This window comes from Bartonella sp. CR84HXZ, from assembly GCF_042194535.1.
GTDB classification, from domain to species: domain Bacteria; phylum Pseudomonadota; class Alphaproteobacteria; order Rhizobiales; family Rhizobiaceae; genus Bartonella; species Bartonella grahamii.
Window position 1 is genome coordinate 1 of record NZ_JBHIMY010000005.1, and the last position, 13,464, is coordinate 13,464.

A 13,464-nucleotide genomic window follows, 5' to 3' on the forward strand; every position below is an offset into this window, starting at 1 on the left:
ACCATTGAAGCTTCTTATTTTGATCGCTCAAAAGGGCAGCAATGCCAAGTCAAGCATCAGACAGGGGTTAGCGGTCCTGTGCGGCGTCTTCGCACTTGTTACACCAGCAAGGAAGAGGCTTTGGCTGCTGCTGCTTCCGAGTCGGACAGGTTGTGTCGTGCTGTGGGCAGTGGTTCTTTGACTCTTGCGGGGCGACCAGAAATCATGGCGGATCAACCTCTAGTGTTGCAAGGGTTTCGTATGCAAATCAATGGTCCATGGAAAGCTTCCACTGTCACCCACTGCTATGAGAAACAAAGCGGATACACCACAGAAATTACACTCGAAGCGCCAGACAAGGGAAAAAAACAAGAGAAAAGGAAAACTCTGAGTGACAAAAAATCAAAGGGACAACTTGACCCTTTGATCGGTCGTGATGAGGAATAGGTGCAACTTGCACCAATTGCATGAGTACAGCAATAAGGTAATGTCTACTCAATTCCTTAAACGCTTCTCTTTTTAATAATGTCCTGAATAATGTGCTTAGGATACAGAAAAATCATCAGTCAATTTGATTGATCATCTCAAATTGCGATTTTGAGCAGAAAAGAAAAAGAGGCTTTAAATGATCTTTGAAAGGTCTTTGAAGATCCTTTGAGAACCACTTTAAAACTCTTTGAGAAAAAATAAATTGGTACAAAACCTAGTGGCAAAATATACAAAACCCGCTGGCAAGCTACATACATACATACACCAATGACAAGCTAAAACTACACAACAAAAAAAGTAATGGTAGCGGAGGAGGGATTTGAACCCCCGACACAAGGATTATGATTCCTCTGCTCTAACCTACTGAGCTACTCCGCCAAAATAAGCAATCATACAAAATAAGCAATCATAATTGTAAAGAATTACATCTTTTGCGGATATAAGGGGTAGAATAGTAAGATGTCAAGCATCGTTTTTAAGCTTTTCTCTTGTCATTCTATTTTATCCTCGATATGTAAAAGTGTAATTTTATATGATAAAGTAGGGTAAGGCATGAAAATGGTGCCACGTGTAGCGGTTTTAGGATGCGGTCATTGGGGTGAAAATCATATACGGACACTCCATTCTCTCGGGGCTTTGGCAGCAGTCTCTGATATTGATAATGATCGTGCTGCTAGTTTTGCAACGATGTATGGTGTAGAGCTTGTTACACCAGATGATCTTTTTACGCATCGAGATATTGATGCGCTGGTATTAGCTCTGCCGCCACAATTGCATACGCAAAATGTGCTCCGTGCTGTTAAAAATGGTAAAGATGTTTTGGTGGAAAAACCAATAGCCTTGAATGTTTCTGATGCTAAACGCCAAGTTCAGGAGGCTGAGGCTTATGAGCGAGTTTTTATGGTGGGCCATATTTTACGTTTTCATCCGGCTTTTGAAAAAATGTGTGAATTGGTGAAAAACGGAGAAGTGGGAGATGTGCGATATATTTATTCTCATAGATTAGGCTTTGGAAAATTTCACACACACAGCGATGCTTTATGGGATCTTGCGCCTCATGATCTCTCAATGATTTTGGCGTTGACAGGGTGTGAACCTTCCGAAATTCGCGGTGAGGGGGCTGCTGTCGTTGATCAGATTTCTGATTTTTCTCATATTCATATGACTTTTCCAAATGGTGTGCGTAGTCATCTTTTTACTTCACGCTTGAGTTCTTATCGTGAGAGACGTTTAACTGTTGTTGGAACAAAAGCTATGCTCGTTTTTGATGATATGGAACCGTGGAGCCGTAAATTGGCAATGCACCATTTTGCCGTTTGGAAAGAAAATCAAGAGTGGGCTTTTAGCATGAATGAGCTGAATTATATTGATGTTTGTGAAGATTTGCCGCTTACTTGCGAATTACGGCACTTTCTTCATTGTATTGAAACGCGTCAATCACCTTGTACAAATGGTGATGATGCTATTGCGGTTTTACGGATTTTAACAGCTGCTGGTGTCAATTATGATAGATAAAAGAGATAGGTAGCGCTTTTGCATTCTTGTGATGATCAATGGAGTTAATATGCAATTCATCGACCTTGGGGCGCAGCGTGCGCGTATTGAAGATAAAATTAATTCTGCAATTGCACATGTGGTCGCTAGTGGTAAGTATATTTTGGGACCAGAAGTAACAGAATTTGAAGAGAAATTGGCAGAATATCTTGGCGTTAAACATGTGATTGCATGTGCTAATGGAACAGATGCTTTGAAGATGCCTCTTATGGCTAAAAATATTGGTCCAGGGGATGCTGTGTTTTGTCCTAGTTTTACATTTTCAGCAACGGCTGAAGTGGTTGCTTTAGTGGGGGCTAAGCCTGTTTTTGTTGATGTTTTACCTGATACATTCAATATTGATGTTGAAAAACTTTCTTACGCTATCGAAATGGTAAAAAAAGAGGGACGTTTAAAGCCAAAGGCTATTATTGCTGTTGATTTATTTGGGCTTTCTGCTGACTATGTGCAAATTGCTCAAGTGGCTGCAAAGGAAAATCTTTTTGTAATTGAAGATGCTGCTCAATCTATGGGTGGAAGAAGCGGTAATACTATGTGCGGTGCTTTTGGTGATGTGGCTGCTACAAGTTTTTATCCTGCAAAACCATTAGGATGTTATGGCGATGGAGGCGCTATGATGACCAATGATGATCATTTTGCAGAACTTTTACGCTCTATTTTGTTTCATGGTAAAGGTGAAACGCAATATGACAATGTACGTATTGGCATGAATTCGCGCTTAGATAGCATTCAGGCTGCAATTTTACTAGAAAAGTTTGCGATCTTTGAAGATGAAATGGAAAAGCGTGTAGAAATTGCTCAATGCTATTCCAATGGCTTAAGAGATATTGTTACAGTTCCAGAAATAGGAGAAAATATTCGTTCTGCTTATGCACAATATACGATTAAGGTAAAAGAACGTGATAAATTAAAAGATTTTTTACAAAAAAAATCTATCCCTACAATGATTTATTATAAAACTCCGTTACATCAACAGCCAGCTTATAAACACTTTCCTTATGTAAAAGATTCCCTTTCTGTTTCAGAGTCTTTAGGAGAGTGTGTTTTAAGTTTACCAATGCATCCTTACTTGACACAAACGGATCAGGATATGATTATCCAAAAAATAAGAGATTTTTATCACTCTTGAGAGCGTGTTTTATCCTTAAAATTATCGTAAGAGCTCTATTGGTGACCCATCTTAGAAGGTATTTTTGTTAGAGCGTGTGACCAATGTTTTTGGTATTATTTGCTTTCTAGGACCTATGAAATGTTGTCCTTTAGGGCGGTGATATGATTAGCAAGTGGAATCTGCTAGACAAGAAGATGCTTTTTAACAGAAAGATGCTTTTTAACAGAACGGTATGGGTTAAGAAACTTTGTCGTTTAGCTTAGCAAGAAAGTCACGTTTAATAAAAAGGATTTGGGTTATGAAAGTTACAATGAACCTTTGTTGGTTTTACTCTTCATTCAAGGTGTTTTAAAAGATAACTTATTTAACAGAGCTTTTGGAGAGACAAGTGATTTTTTTGCGAATACGTGATGCGAGGTCATTTTTGTTTTTTGATTTTTGAATCAATGTATTGATGGGTGATGTATTCCCCTCTTGTAGCGCTATTTGAGCTGCCAATGTTGCTGCAAGTTCTTTTGTTTCTTCACGGAGTTCTTCCAGCAATTGGTGGTTAGCAGTCGTGTCAAGCTCATGAGTTTGGATTTTTTGTAAACGTTGCTGATAGTGTGCGATTTTTTCACGCATCATTTTTCTTTCCTTTGAAAGTGTGTATTGTGGCGATATTTTGTTTGATTGCTATCGCTTCTTTGGTGAGAGTGTCTTGTATGGGGAGGCATAGCCGATAAAATTGTTCTGTTATTTGGCTCAGTTGTATTTTTTGTTGGGCGTATTTTTTTTGCAAAAACTCGTACTTTTGTTGGTTTTTTGCTAATTCTACAGCATGTTGTGCACGAAGAAAATCGTGATTTGCTTCTATTTCCGCGAGTGATAATGGCATTTGCGCACAAACATCTTTATACGCAAAATGAACGGCTTTACGCCAAATAAAAGGAGACAAAAGCACCAGTACCCAAGAAGTGAAAGCAACTCCAAGAATAAAAAAAAGAAACGATTGAATAAGCATAATACCCCTTTTCAAATAAGAATACGTTTAAAACGGATTCCATGTCGGTCTAGGTGTTAATTTTAAATATCCTATATTGATACCAAGGCGTGCGCCGATTCCTGTACGTATTGGGATTAACAAGGTATTATGGTATTTGAGGACATGAAAACCAACACCTGCAATTAAATAGGCCGAACCTGAAATACCGCCATAGCGTTTCCATAAATTATTTATGCTATTAAGGTTGTAAACTAAGATCATTAAACGGGAGCCTTGGCCGCCAAAGTCCCATCCTACTGAGGGACCTTGCCAAAAAACTTTATGTTGACCATAGCTTTTGGTAAAAACCTTTCCTTCGCCATAGGTTAATCCAGCAAAAAAGGCACCAGAAGCTTCTTCTCCTAAAATATAGGCATTGGGATAACCGTATTGTGAAAAAATATTTTGAATTGCAACAGCCAGACCACTAGCTGTTTTTCCAAAAAAAAGATGACCAGAATCAATAATTTCTTGGAGTGAATAATGGGGTTCATTTTGCTCTATTGGTTGTAGTTGAGCATCTGCAGTGTTTATGGTGATGAATAAAAGGAGGATTAAAGATATAATATTTTTGTACCAGTATTTGAGCAGAGAGAGAGCCATGGAGTTTTCTCCTTTTATTAGTGATAAACAAAAAGATAATATTAGAATTTTCATTCTATTCAAATAAAAAATAAGATATAAGGTTATTTAAATTCTTGAATTTATTTCTGAAATTTTTTTAGCATGATTGTTAATGTTTCCTACTATGCATCAGATATTAAGAGTTTTTCTTTAAAATAAAGTTTGTTTTTTTGAATCTAGGAGTTTTCAATCATTATGAAGTTAGATATTTCTTTGAAGCCTATGGATCTTGCTGCTTTGCTTTGTAGTCGCATTTGCCATGATTTGATTTCACCTGTGGGGGCTATTCAAAATGCAATGGAGCTTTATGATGAAGGAGGAGCTGAAGAAGATGCTTTACAATTGGTGCGTTTATCCGTTGCGAGTGCTGCTGCACGTCTACAATTTGCGCGATTGGCTTTTGGTTTTGCTGGTGCAAGTGGAGGACAAATAGATACACGGGCTGCAGAGCAGGTTGCTCAACAATATATGAAAGAAGAAAAAGCAACTTTAAAATGGCAAGCTTCTTCTTTATTGTTACCAAAAGATGAAGTTAAACTTTTGCTTAATTTATTATTGATTGCAAACGCAACAGTTTCTCGTGGTGGTGAAATTGTTGTTATGATTTTGCAAGAAGAAAATAAACGTTCTTTTCGATTTGAGGTTTTCGGTAAAACTCTCCGTATACCCCCTCATTTTCTTGCGTTATTTCGTGGAGAAGTTCAAGAAGAGCTTATTGATGCACATGTCATCCAATTTTATTACACAATGTTACTTTCTCAGATGACAGAGATGAAAATAAATATTGATGAAAGTGATCATTGTATTGTTTTAGAAAGTGTAAAAAAGCTTTGAATAAGAGAGAAGCGCTTAAGCCGTGTTGGGAAAAGTGGCTTCGATTGAACTTATGAGCAATAGGGTTATATGTGTAAATTCTGTGTGGTTACTTCTTAAGCTTTAAGCGCTTTCTATATGAGATTCTTGGTGTGCGAGTTTTCTACTTTTAACAGAGAACAGATCTCGGGAAAAAATCTCGGCCCGCTACACTCCGAGATTTTACAAAGTGCATTTTCACTGCTTAAGCGGTTTTTCGTACGTTCTCTTCAACTGGATCACGTAATACATAACCACGTCCCCAAACTGTATCAATGTAATTTACACTAGAAGAGATTGCTTCCAATTTTTTCCGCAATTTACAGATAAAAACATCGATAATCTTTAGTTCTGGTTCATCCATTCCACCATAGAGATGATTGAGAAACATTTCCTTAGTAAGGGTGGTACCTTTACGTAAAGAGAGAAGCTCTAGCATTTGATACTCTTTTCCGGTTAAATGAACGGGGCGCCCTGCAACTTCGACGGTTTTTGCATCAAGGTTAACAGTGAGATCACCGGTAACAATAACCGATTGTGCATGCCCTTTAGAACGACGAACAACTGCATGGATACGTGCAATGAGTTCATCCTTATGAAAAGGCTTCGTCATATAGTCGTCAGCTCCAAAGCCAAAACCACGGACCTTGTCTTCAATGGCATTCATACCAGAAAGGATTAGGACAGGAGTTTTTATTTTTGCCAACCTTAGAGTCCGCAAGACATCATATCCTGACATGTCGGGCAAATTCAGATCAAGCAAAATGATATCATAATCATAGAGTTTTCCTAAATCGATACCTTCTTCACCCAGATCAGTGATATAAACATTAAAGTTAGCTGACTTTAACATTAACTCAATGCTTTGAGTAACTGCTCTATCATCTTCAATTAATAATACGCGCATTTTAGATCCCTCACTTCGCTCCTTCACGAATCATAAGGAGCATTTCTATTTTATAATCAGTTAGCAAAGCCACTGTTATAAAAACAATTCATGAAATCAAACACTTATAACAAAGTGTTTATGTATATTTCAGTAGTACGCGTAACAATCACTACTAAATTCCCCACTATCCATGATAGTGGTTAACAAAATATTTTTATTTTTGAAAGAGGCTACAAAATTATTTTAGAAAAATCGCATATTTTTTAACATAATAAAAAAAGAACGGCTTTTTCTATAAACTTTAACTTAAAAAAATTTGTAAAAGAGCATTATAAATTACTTTTTTACAATTTCAGTGTTTATTTACTGAGCTTTAAACCTCTTCATTTTATAATGGAGGGAAAAGTAAAGAAATAGTTATTGCTCTTTAAAGCAGATTGTATTTTCAGATGCTTTAATGAAAGGCGAAAATTATTATAATTTCAAGTCAATAGACTGTTTTTGTCGGATAGACATATAACTAAAAGATATTTATTGGGTGTGAATGCGAGTTTTGAGTTGGCGCAATCAAGGAGTAGTGAGTATGAAGCCGCGAGAAAATATGGTGCGATTGAGGATGTTTCAAGTGCGTGGAAAACGCCGTGAAATTGCACAGCTTGAGATGATGATCGCAGAATTTGAACGAATGGTGTTAGAGCTGGAAGCACAGATTACTAATGAAGAACGTAAATCTGGAAACAATGATGTTCACCATTTCGCTTATTCTGCTTTTGCGCGTGCAGCGCGGCAAAGACGTGATAATCTGATCAATTCAATTCGTGATTTACAGCTTCAAAAAACAAACGCTGAAATTGCTCTCCATGAAGCTAATACAGAGCTGCAACGTGCACAGCTTTTGGAAGCACGAGAAAAGAAGATTGCTGCGGATGATGAGGATATTTTGATTCAATCTAATTCAATGGTTGGATGATAAAAGCAATTATTGAAAAATCCATTCTTTCAGATTTATCTTTTGGGTATAGTATAAAACAGCCAAATTTTTATCAAATTTGGCTGTTTTATAAGTTTTTTTATGTTATCGAATCGTAATTAATGGCAACTTAATGCCTGTAGTTTTGAATCTTGGTCGTTCGTAATCCCGCTAAACCGTGTTCATCGATCAAACTTTGCCATGAAAGAAATTCTTCTACAGTCAAAGTATAACGTTGGCACGCTTCGTCAAGACTTAACAATCCACCTCTGACAGCCGCAACAACTTCAGCTTTGCGACGAATCACCCAGCGTCGTGTTGTTTGCGGCGGTAGGTCGGCAATTGTAAGCGGACTTCCATCTGGCCCAATAACATATTTCATTTGTGTTTTTATCAAATTGGTCATTCGTATCCTCTACCTTTAGTCAAGGACTTGATTCGTTTATAGAGCATGAAATTTAAAAAAGAGCTAAACACGCTGAAAGAAAAAATTAATAAAGTGATTGAGCACGTAAAAAGAAGTTTAAGTGAAGTGTGTAGAAGAGCTTCTTGTAATATTTTTCAGATTTTAAAAAGAGCAAAAAAGGTTTTCTCCCAAACGATTGCCATTATGCCTTATTTCTATCATTCTTTTTTTGTTTGCAGCAGCCTTTAAGAAAGTAATGCCTATGGTTGTGGAAAAGATAAAAAAACAATATAAAGACAATCAATCGTGTAAAAGTGCTGAAGAGCGTACATCAAAATGTTAACATATGGGTAGCCATTAAACAGAGCATTAAATAGAGAATGAATACATGTTTTTAAACAGTCTTGATTTACCAGGACAACCTGAGGATTCTCGCATTGTTGTTGCAATGTCGGGGGGGGTTGATTCATCGGTTGTTGCAGGTCTTTTGAAAAAGGAAGGGTATAATGTTATTGGCATTACGTTGCAGCTTTATGATCATGGGGCAGCAACGCATCGGGTGGGGGCATGTTGTGCAGGACAAGATATTGAGGATGCTCGCCGCGTTGCAGAAACATTAGGAATACCGCATTATGTTCTTGATTATGAAAAGCGTTTTCGCGAAGCTGTTATTGACCCTTTTGCAGAAAGCTATGCTCATGGAGAGACACCAGTACCATGTATTGCATGTAATCAAACGGTTAAGTTTGCTGATTTATTAGCAACAGCACGTGAATTGGGGGCAGATGCTTTGGCTACGGGACATTATATTCGTTCGCGTTCCCACGGAGCGCATCGAGCACTCTTTCGTCCTCTCGATAATGATCGTGATCAGAGTTATTTTCTCTTTGCAACGACACAAGAACAGATTGATTATTTGCGTTTTCCACTTGGTGATCTTCCAAAAGCCCGCGTTCGTGAAATGGCAGCAGAAATGGGATTTGTGGTTGCCAATAAGCATGATAGTCAGGATATTTGTTTTGTTCCACAAGGAAAATATTCAGATGTTATCGCAAAACTGCGTCCAGAAGCCGCTAATCCTGGCGTTATTGTCCATATTGATGGAAAGATTTTAGGTAAACATTCGGGAATTGTTAATTATACGGTTGGTCAACGTCGTGGTATTGGGGTGTCAACGGGTGAAGCGCTTTATGTAGTTTATCTCGATGTGGAAAATGCACGTGTTATTGTTGGACCGCGTGAAATGTTAGAAACGCATAAGCTTTTTTTACGTGATGTGAATTGGCTTGGTGATGAGTCGTTAGATAAATTTCCTTCTCAAGGTATTGAGGTAGCTGTAAAGGTGCGTTCAACGCGTCCTCCTCACCTTGCGCGCTTACATTATAAAGAAGGTATTTTTTCCGTTGATTTATTGGAATGTGAAAATGGTGTGGCACCAGGGCAAGCTTGCGTTCTTTATGATGGAAATGGTCATGAGGCACGTATTCTTGGGGGAGGATTTGTAACACATTCAGAACGTGCGGCCGATACTGAAATGATGTTAAAGCGCGTTTTATGCAATCTCGAAACAAAAGATTCTGTTTCCTCTGAACTAAAACAACAGCTTCGTAAAACATAGTCAATTGATTTATAACGATAATTTTTAACCTTAAACTTGAATGAGAGACTTCCAGAAGGTTCTCTCATTGAGAGTTTGTTTTATGATTGGATCCATCAAAATTATGTCTTTTGCACGTCATGAGCGGGGTTAGGGTGTGGAAAGCATTGATAAGAAAAATATAAAATGCTTTTTAATCAATGCTTTCAAATGCTAGGGAACAGCAACATTATTGGGACTGATGAATAACATACAACATTGGATATGTTTTACAACTTAAAGTGTTATCATTTTTAGTGGTCAAAGTTGGTAAAATGGGCAAGTGCAATACCTGAGGCTGTGGCAACATTAAGGCTGTCAAAACCGTTAGTCATGGGAATACGTAAGGTTTTTGATTGTTGTAGTATATGGGGCGGTAAGCCATCGCCTTCTGTTCCAAAAATAAGTGCCATTCTTTTAGTTTTGTTGGCTTGCTTGAGAGTGTGTGAAGCAGAAGGGGAGAGTGCATAAAGATGAAATCTTTTATCCTTTAGAGCAGCTATAATGTCATTTATATCAGCGTTTTGCGTATAGGGTACTTTTAAAGCAGCGCCGGCAGAAACTCTTATTGATTTACGATAAAGTGGATCGCATGAGGTTTTGTCGACAATAATGCCATTACTGGCAAAGGCTGCTGCATTACGAAAAATTGATCCCATATTATCGTGATTCGAGATACCACATAAAACAAGAATCAAAGCTTTTTCTGGAAGATGTTGTAGAAAACTTTGTAAGGATGGCAGTGTTTTGCGTTTACCAATACCCAAGACACCACGATGAACATGGAAGCCGGTGATATTATCCATGACTTTTTGTGGAACACAATAAATGGGACATAGAGGCTGTGTTTTTTCTAAAAGCGGTAGAAGTCCAGAGAGACGGTTTGCTACGGTGAGCAGTGAGATGGCAGAAAACTCTTTCGAGTGCAGTAATGCGGACAAGGTTACTTTGCCTTCAGCAATAAATTGATGTTGCCGTCCAACAAGATCTTTTTCACGGATATTATGATAGGCTTTTAGGCGTGGATCATCTGTTTCATTGATTGTTATGATATTCAAATGCATGCGAGATTTTTAGTGCTTTTTTCTTATGATTTCCAGATGTTAGAATTTATTTTATTTAAAAAAAAGAGATAAAAAAACATTATTTTAAAACTTATGGTAGAATTTATGTTGACAATATACAACCATAGGTATAGTATAAAAACACTGGTACGGAATCATATATTTTTCTCGTATCGGGTGCAGTGTCTTGGGTCCCCGCTATTTCCCAAGTTCTGTATGCCCTTAATTTCTAAGGGAAAAGAATCTGGGTCCCCAATGCCCAGATTCTTTTTTTGAGGGTATCACTGTTCTTCTTTTTTATATCTCAATTTTTTAGTAAATCATATTTTAAAATCCAGTTGATCTGTAAGGTTACAGTAGAGCGCTAAGATATTTTTCTAAGGTGCAAAGATGGCTTATAGATGGGTTATAATGCACATCATAAGACTGAAAAATAACGCATGATCATGATACATTTGAGCAAAAACAAGTTTTTTGTTTATGAGATGTGAAATGGCTTTAAGTTATTCAGAAAACGATTAATAATGAAGATGATGTGTTTGATTGCTCTTGGGAAAGCTCTTTGTTTATTATTTTCCTTTCTTCTTCCTTTATTGGTGCTGTTCGTGTAACTGAGCAGTTTTTACGATAATAATGGTGAGCTGGGGCGTTTATTGTATGATGAAGCTTCTGTAATATTGAGGAAATATCGTCGATATGCCAAAAGTATAATGATATGGTTGAAAATATTAATTCCCTATTTCGTGAAGAAAAGGATGAGGCTCATGGATGTAAAAATCAATATACAAAGCTTAACTTTATACTCTATTTTTATTGCGTGTATTGTTTTTGCTTTGAAATATTGGGCATATCACATCACAGGTTCGGTTGCACTTTATTCTGATGCATTGGAATCAATAGTTAATATCCTTGCGTCATCGGCAGCATGGTGGGCTGTTAAAGTGAGTATGAAGCCAGCGGATCAGGATCATCCCTTTGGGCATCATAAAGCGGAATATTTTTCCGCAATTCTTGAAGGGATACTCATTATTATTGCGGCAATTGTTATTTTAAGAGAAGCATGGATAGCTCTTTCTACCGTTCAATTATTGCAGAAGCCTGGAATATGGCTTGTTATTCATCTTATTGCAACTGTCATAAATTGTATGTGGGGAATGGTCCTTATTTGGCAGGGAAAACATCATCGCTCACCGGCTCTTAAAGCTGATGGAGTCCATTTTATAACAGATGTTTTTACTTCGCTTGCAATTTTAATTGGTCTGATTGCTGGTTTTGTAGGAGGATGGGGAGTTTTAGATCCAATTTTAGCGATAATCGTTGCCGTTAATATTCTCTTACAGGGCTGGAAGGTGATTAGAAATGCTATTCAGGGATTAATGGATGTCGGCGTTGAATTGAATGAAAGCATGCGGATTCGGGAGCTGATTTCTGCAAATGCATCTGGTGCGCTTGAGGTTCATGATTTACGGACGCGTGTTGCTGGGAGGGTTACTTTTATAGAGTTTCATTTGGTTGTGCCTGCTGTAATGCAGGTAGGAGAAGCACATAAGATTTGTGATAAAATCGAAGGTGTTCTTCAAAAAGAATTTGATAATGTGCGTATTTCTATTCATGTCGAGCCTGAAGATGAGGCAAAATTGCCTCCCGGTACAACGGTGATACCTTTTATATAAAAAGATTTTTTTCAAATTGCCTGTCATGTTATGGAGATTGTTTTTTTATGATGGGGCGATTCATACCTCTCGAAAATACAATGAATCTCTTTCGTTGATTTAATTTTTGCATCAATCAATTATAAAAGGTTAAACAGAGTATTTAAGCAAGATTTATTCTATTTCGTTAAAACACTGTCATTTAAGGTGTGGTGAGATAAGGCATATAAAATTTGATCTTTTAAGTGTTTTTAGAGTGTGGAGTAAATATTCAAAATAGGGCTTGCCGGTGTATTCTTGTGTAAGTGAATCTCATGAAATGGTTAGCAGCTTAAATTCACTTAAGAGAACGGATTGTTTACAGACTGTCGGGAGTAGATGTTTCGTTTCTTAGGGCGAAGAGGAATGAAGCTTTCGTAATAAGTTTAATGAGATTTAATTATAAACTTTATATAAAAGTTATGAATAGAATTTTAAAGTTTGTGATCATAGATTAATCATCATTATTGTTGCTAATAAATGTGTTGTTTTATCGATAAAATGTGTTTTGTTTTAAGTGTTCTTTATTGCATGAATAATGGGGGACTCATTAAAGAATGAAAAAAACAAAAAATAATGTTCATATCTCTATTCTTTAAAGGATATTATTGTCGTTGCTTTAGAAAATCGCAAAGTTGAACTAAAGAATGATGCTAAAGATAGAAACTGGTTTTTAATTGATGCCTTCATATTTTCATTCCAATCTGACATCAAAAATTTTACAATGACTCGTACAGTATTGGTGCATCCTAATCATAAATATGCTGCTACATCAGGGCTATTTTAATGTATAGACAACAAGAAAAAGCAAAGACTTTATGAGGAAAACAATGCTATAAAGTCAAAAATTTATACGCAATAAATTAGAGAGATAGATCGAATTTTTATAAAATACTTTATGAGACAACAACCAAACATATCTGGCTTTACTTTTACTTATTTTTACAAACGTTCGTCTATGTCTTTTGCGTTATATTCGTAAAGATCAGATTAGCGGTAATCTATAGATAACTCTTGGTTGAGAATATGAAAGGAAAGCGTGATACTATAGTAGAGTTTTGCCTGTCTTTATGGTTCAACCAGTAAAAGTGATTACAAATCCGTGATTTCGTCACAAGTGATTTTATCATACCTATAAACAAAGTTAGATCAAAACGAATTTTTTCTCTAAAAAC

Annotated in this window: 11 protein-coding genes, 1 tRNA gene and 2 pseudogenes; 8 read left to right on the plus strand and 6 right to left on the minus strand. The window is 36.9% G+C overall.

The window, feature by feature from the left end; translation table 11 throughout:
* Positions 1 to 426 (plus strand): annotated as a pseudogene (locus tag ACFIKD_RS03335) (late control protein); the annotation flags it as partial.
* A 343-nt stretch (positions 427 to 769) separates the two neighbouring features.
* Here the strand turns inward: ACFIKD_RS03335 and ACFIKD_RS03340 are convergent.
* Positions 770 to 846 (minus strand) — tRNA-Met (locus ACFIKD_RS03340).
* A gap of 180 nt (positions 847 to 1,026) precedes the next feature.
* On the opposite strand from ACFIKD_RS03340, the gene ACFIKD_RS03345 reads away from it, so the two are divergent.
* On the plus strand, positions 1,027 to 1,983 hold the full coding sequence (locus ACFIKD_RS03345; protein WP_375647258.1) for a Gfo/Idh/MocA family protein: 957 nt from the start codon (positions 1,027 to 1,029) through the stop codon (positions 1,981 to 1,983).
* Positions 1,984 to 2,032: 49 nt separating this feature from the next.
* Complete coding sequence (locus ACFIKD_RS03350) at positions 2,033 to 3,151, plus strand: DegT/DnrJ/EryC1/StrS family aminotransferase (RefSeq protein ID WP_375636130.1); 1,119 nt, start codon at positions 2,033 to 2,035, stop codon at positions 3,149 to 3,151.
* 342 nt (positions 3,152 to 3,493) lie between these two features.
* On the opposite strand, the pseudogene ACFIKD_RS03355 reads toward ACFIKD_RS03350, so the two are convergent.
* A pseudogene (locus ACFIKD_RS03355) lies at positions 3,494 to 4,136 on the minus strand (hypothetical protein).
* A gap of 27 nt (positions 4,137 to 4,163) precedes the next feature.
* On the minus strand, positions 4,164 to 4,760 hold the full coding sequence (locus ACFIKD_RS03360; RefSeq protein WP_375636131.1) for a DUF1134 domain-containing protein: 597 nt from the start codon (positions 4,758 to 4,760) through the stop codon (positions 4,164 to 4,166).
* 216 nt (positions 4,761 to 4,976) lie between these two features.
* On the opposite strand from ACFIKD_RS03360, the gene chpT reads away from it, so the two are divergent.
* Positions 4,977 to 5,615 (plus strand): histidine phosphotransferase ChpT, encoded by a 639-nt coding sequence (gene chpT / locus ACFIKD_RS03365; RefSeq protein ID WP_375636132.1) that lies wholly within the window; start codon positions 4,977 to 4,979, stop codon positions 5,613 to 5,615.
* Between the two features lie 223 nt (positions 5,616 to 5,838).
* Here chpT and ctrA read toward each other — a convergent pair whose 3' ends face one another.
* Complete coding sequence (gene ctrA / locus ACFIKD_RS03370) at positions 5,839 to 6,540, minus strand: response regulator transcription factor CtrA (protein ID WP_375647224.1); 702 nt, start codon at positions 6,538 to 6,540, stop codon at positions 5,839 to 5,841.
* A gap of 565 nt (positions 6,541 to 7,105) precedes the next feature.
* On the opposite strand from ctrA, the gene ACFIKD_RS03375 reads away from it, so the two are divergent.
* Entirely contained in the window at positions 7,106 to 7,492 is a 387-nt protein-coding gene (locus tag ACFIKD_RS03375; RefSeq protein ID WP_375636133.1) for a flagellar export protein FliJ, read from the plus strand.
* A 130-nt stretch (positions 7,493 to 7,622) separates the two neighbouring features.
* On the opposite strand, the gene ACFIKD_RS03380 is transcribed toward ACFIKD_RS03375, so the two are convergent.
* Entirely contained in the window at positions 7,623 to 7,898 is a 276-nt protein-coding gene (locus tag ACFIKD_RS03380; protein ID WP_015856675.1) for a DUF1153 domain-containing protein, read from the minus strand.
* Between the two features lie 45 nt (positions 7,899 to 7,943).
* Here ACFIKD_RS03380 and ACFIKD_RS03385 point away from each other — a divergent pair, with 45 nt between their 5' ends.
* Positions 7,944 to 8,147, plus strand: coding sequence for a hypothetical protein (locus ACFIKD_RS03385; protein ID WP_375644802.1), 204 nt, complete (start codon positions 7,944 to 7,946; stop codon positions 8,145 to 8,147).
* Between the two features lie 139 nt (positions 8,148 to 8,286).
* Positions 8,287 to 9,516, plus strand: coding sequence for a tRNA 2-thiouridine(34) synthase MnmA (gene mnmA / locus ACFIKD_RS03390; protein WP_375644801.1), 1,230 nt, complete (start codon positions 8,287 to 8,289; stop codon positions 9,514 to 9,516).
* Positions 9,517 to 9,788: 272 nt separating this feature from the next.
* Here the strand turns inward: mnmA and ACFIKD_RS03395 are convergent, their stop codons facing one another.
* Positions 9,789 to 10,598 carry a TrmH family RNA methyltransferase gene (locus tag ACFIKD_RS03395; protein ID WP_375644800.1) on the minus strand — a complete coding sequence of 270 codons (810 nt, stop codon included), beginning with the start codon at positions 10,596 to 10,598 and terminating at the stop codon, positions 9,789 to 9,791.
* Positions 10,599 to 11,362: 764 nt separating this feature from the next.
* Here ACFIKD_RS03395 and ACFIKD_RS03400 point away from each other — a divergent pair.
* Positions 11,363 to 12,271 carry a cation diffusion facilitator family transporter gene (locus ACFIKD_RS03400; RefSeq protein WP_375636136.1) on the plus strand — a complete coding sequence of 303 codons (909 nt, stop codon included), beginning with the start codon at positions 11,363 to 11,365 and terminating at the stop codon, positions 12,269 to 12,271.
* The last annotated feature ends 1,193 nt before the right edge of the window (positions 12,272 to 13,464 follow it).

Coding starts and splice junctions, on each gene's coding strand:
- ACFIKD_RS03400 (WP_375636136.1), top strand. CDS start 11,363: ATGGATGTAAAAATCAATATACAAAGCTTAACTTTATACTCTATTTTT.
- ACFIKD_RS03375 (WP_375636133.1), top strand. CDS start 7,106: ATGAAGCCGCGAGAAAATATGGTGCGATTGAGGATGTTTCAAGTGCGT.
- mnmA (WP_375644801.1), top strand. CDS start 8,287: ATGTTTTTAAACAGTCTTGATTTACCAGGACAACCTGAGGATTCTCGC.
- ACFIKD_RS03350 (WP_375636130.1), top strand. CDS start 2,033: ATGCAATTCATCGACCTTGGGGCGCAGCGTGCGCGTATTGAAGATAAA.
- ACFIKD_RS03380 (WP_015856675.1), bottom strand. CDS start 7,898: ATGACCAATTTGATAAAAACACAAATGAAATATGTTATTGGGCCAGAT.
- chpT (WP_375636132.1), top strand. CDS start 4,977: ATGAAGTTAGATATTTCTTTGAAGCCTATGGATCTTGCTGCTTTGCTT.
- ACFIKD_RS03345 (WP_375647258.1), top strand. CDS start 1,027: ATGGTGCCACGTGTAGCGGTTTTAGGATGCGGTCATTGGGGTGAAAAT.
- ctrA (WP_375647224.1), bottom strand. CDS start 6,540: ATGCGCGTATTATTAATTGAAGATGATAGAGCAGTTACTCAAAGCATT.
- ACFIKD_RS03385 (WP_375644802.1), top strand. CDS start 7,944: ATGAAATTTAAAAAAGAGCTAAACACGCTGAAAGAAAAAATTAATAAA.
- ACFIKD_RS03395 (WP_375644800.1), bottom strand. CDS start 10,598: ATGCATTTGAATATCATAACAATCAATGAAACAGATGATCCACGCCTA.
- ACFIKD_RS03360 (WP_375636131.1), bottom strand. CDS start 4,760: ATGGCTCTCTCTCTGCTCAAATACTGGTACAAAAATATTATATCTTTA.